Consider the following 3,306-nt stretch of genomic DNA (forward strand, 5'->3'; position numbering starts at 1 on the left):
TGCATATTTCAGCGATCGTGGACGCTCGTTTCAGCGTGATCGTGGACGGCGTTTCAAGCTGATCGTGGACGCGCAGGGATGCGCGCAAGCGAGGCAATAATGTACCGCAAACATCGGGCTCGGTGTTGATCGGGAACCCGCGCGAAGCGGTGTTTTGGTTTTTGGATTCCGGATTTGGGATTTTTATTTACAAGGCCCCTGCCAGGGCCGCCGGCAGGCCCCCCCGGCAAGAGCATGTACTCATGCACTTGCCACCACGGCGGCGTTGATTCAAAGAGTCTGTACGTTACTGCGTAACGGCTGGCCATTGCAAACTGATGCGTCTTTCAAAGTAATCAGTCTGGCCATCGGGGCAATGTTCAGCGGCCTGCTGCTGCGCCACCCGATTGGCTTGCATCAGCAAACGCTCCAACATGTCCCGCTGCGTTACACCGTAACAACTGGCCAGGCGCTGCAGGGCGCGTTTGGCGTGGAAATCGATCATCAGACTCAAACGCTCGAGTTGACCGTTCTCATCTTTCAAATGCCGCGCCCGATAGTCCGCCTGGCGCTGTGCATTGCTCCTGCGTTGGGGGTAAACCTTGGTGTTTTGGTTTTGATTTGCTGCCATGCTTGCTTGCGCCTTGCGTTTGGTTTCCATGTCTGAGCTCCTGGTGCGTTACGCGGTAACAGCCGCAGGCATCGAATCGGCCTTGATCATTGGCTTGTTCTCGCGCAAAGTTGCCCCCTTGAGCTCAATGCGGTGGCTGCTGTGCACGATGCGGTCCAGAATGGCATCGGCCAGTGTTGGATCGTCCAGATAGGCATGCCATGCCTTGACTGGCAGCTGGCTGGTAATCAAGGTCGAGCGCGTACCCACCCGGTCATCAAGCACCTCCAGCAAATCATTGCGTTCAGCGGCGCCCATCGGGGAAATCGCAAAGTCATCAATCACCAGCAAATCAAGCTTGGCCAGCTGGATGAGTCGGCGAGCGAAGCTGCCATCACCGTGGGCCACCTGCAGTTCATCAAAGAGCCGCCCCGCGCGCACGTACAACACCGAGAAGCCCATTCTGGCGGCCTGATGCGCCAAAGCACAGCCAAGCCAGGTTTTGCCGCACCCAGTGGCGCCGGTGATCAGCAGATTTTGGGCATGGCGAATCCAGTCACCTGCGGCCAGCGCAGTGACCAGCGAGCGGTCCAGTGACCGACTGGCGCGCCAATCAATGTCCTGAATGCATGCCGAGCCCACCTTGAGCTTGGCGGCCTTGAGCAGTCGTGTGAGGCGGCGCTCATCACGCCAAGCCACCTCACGTTGCACCAGCAATGTCAATCGCTCATCAAAGCCCAGGGCACTTGCCGGCGTGCTGGTGGCTTGTTCTTCCAAAGCGCGCACCATACCGTCCAGGCGAAGGCTGCGAAGTTGGGTAAGGGTATGTTCGTTCATGGTCTGTTCTTTCTTGTTTGGGGTGTTGGGTCGATGTGGATTCAGTGGAAATAGCCTGCACCGCGGATGTTGTCGTGCAGGGGCAGCGCGCCAGGCGCCGTCGTTGGCAGGTTCTGCTGACGATCGAGCCCAGTCTTGAGGATGGAGGCCACACTGCGGTAGGTCAGGGACTTGATCGCCACCGCTCTGGTACAAGCCGCCTCCAGTCTGGCCGGTGTGAATTCGCGAGCCAGACGCTGCAAACCCAAACAGGCCCGGTAACCCTGCTCTGGATGCGCCCGGTGCTCAAGCTGCCAGGTCACCACCGCTGCGGTGCTGACACCAATGTGCAAGCCCCAGTCGATGAGTTTTTGTGGCGACCACTCCAGATGTGCCCGGTGCGATGCCGGCATGTGCTCAGGCGTCGTGGTGTGGGCGCCGCGCTGATGACTGAGCGCATGGCAGGCCACGCGTTGGTTTGAGGAATAACACTCCAGCAAGGTGTCGCTGGCGCGCAGCTCCACCGTGGTGCGCACCAGGGTGTGGGGCACGCTGTAGTAGTGGCCCTCAAATTCGACGTGATAGTCGATGTTGACCTTGGCCGACTTCCAGCGAAACAGCTCAAAGCGTTTGGCAGGCAGTGGCCTCAGCGCTGGCAGATCGAGCTGCTCAAAGGCGCTGCGCCGGTTACCGGGTAACTTCTTGAAGGCGCGCGCGTTGAGCTCGTTCAGAAGCAAGGCGATGGCGTGGTTGAGCTCTGTCAGGTTGAAGAACTTGCGCTTGCGCAGGCGTGCCAGTATCCAGCGCTCCACCACCAGCACGGCATTCTCGACTTTGGGTTTGTCACGCGGGTGAGCGGGTCTTGCTGCCAGCAAGGCGCAGCCGTAGTGGGCGGCGAATTCTTCGTACAGGCGGTTGTTTTGCGGATCGTAGCTGCAAGGGTTTTTGATCAGGGAGCGGGTTTGGTCGGGCACGATCAGGCGGGGTACACCACCAAAGAATTCGAGGGCCAGCACCTGGGCGCCAATCCAGTCAGCGGTGGTCTGGCGCGCCGTGGCATAGGCGAAGGTGTAGTTCGACGCGCCAAAGGTGGCCACAAAGATTTGCGCCTTGGTGATCTCGCCTGTGACGGCATCGGTCAGGGGGACGGTTTGACCGGCATAGTCCACGAACAGCTTCTCGCCAGCGATGTGAATCTGGCGCATGGAGCGCTTCAGACCCATGGCCCACTCCCGGTATTTGACGCAAAAGCTGGTGTATTTGAAGGCCAGGTCGTTGTCTTTGGCGTATTCCTCCCACAGCAGTTGCAGGGTGACGCCGGCGCGTTTGAGCTCTTGGTGCACGTCGGCGAAGTCAGGGAGCTGCTGTTTGCTGTTACGCGGTAACGCCGCCTTGTACAGCTTGGCTTCAAGTTCCTGGTCGCTCAGTGTTTGGGCCACAGCCCAGTCAACGCCGGCCACGCGGGCCAGGGACATGTATTTGCCGACAACGCTTTTGGATAGCTTGAGGGTTCGACCTACTTCGTTGTAGCTCAGGTTGGCCTGTAGGTGCAGGCGCAGGGATTCTCGGATTTGACGCATGGTGATTCTGTTGGTTGGCATGGCTTCTTTCGCTAAAAAAGCGTCGAGCCTATGCCGGGTTTAAGAATTCACTTGCGCGTATCCCCCAAAAATATCGTCCACGATGAGTTTGAAACAGCGTCCACGATCAATTTGAAATGCCGTCCACCATCACGCTGAAATCGCGTCCACGATCAGCCTGAAACGCCGTCCACGATGGGCTGAAATATGCAATTAGGGAAAACACAGCTTACAGAAGCTGACAAACGGGTGACAATGCGACTCTTATTTCAAATCTTGGAGCATTACCATGACCGATCGCATTTGGCTAAAAAATTATCC

3 protein-coding genes are annotated in these 3,306 nt (G+C 58.1%); all 3 read right to left on the bottom strand.

Features of this window, described 5'->3' with window-relative positions; translation table 11 throughout:
* Positions 1 to 286: 286 nt before the first annotated feature.
* Genes IBX54_RS13815 through istA form a run of 3 tightly spaced genes read right to left on the bottom strand, consistent with a single transcriptional unit; the run spans position 287 to position 3,006 of the window.
* Complete coding sequence (locus IBX54_RS13815) at positions 287 to 640, bottom strand: hypothetical protein (protein ID WP_296543236.1); 354 nt, start codon at positions 638 to 640, stop codon at positions 287 to 289.
* An 18-nt stretch (positions 641 to 658) separates the two neighbouring features.
* Positions 659 to 1,426: an IS21-like element helper ATPase IstB gene (istB, locus tag IBX54_RS13820; protein WP_296543237.1), complete on the bottom strand. Its 768-nt coding sequence runs from the start codon at positions 1,424 to 1,426 to the stop codon at positions 659 to 661.
* Positions 1,427 to 1,467: 41 nt separating this feature from the next.
* Positions 1,468 to 3,006 carry an IS21 family transposase gene (gene istA, locus IBX54_RS13825; protein ID WP_296543238.1) on the bottom strand — a complete coding sequence of 513 codons (1,539 nt, stop codon included), beginning with the start codon at positions 3,004 to 3,006 and terminating at the stop codon, positions 1,468 to 1,470.
* Positions 3,007 to 3,306 lie beyond the last annotated feature (300 nt).

Origin of the sequence: Rhodoferax sp. (assembly GCF_014859475.1) — a bacterium.
In the GTDB taxonomy this organism is placed as follows: Bacteria; Pseudomonadota; Gammaproteobacteria; order Burkholderiales; family Burkholderiaceae_C; genus Rhodoferax.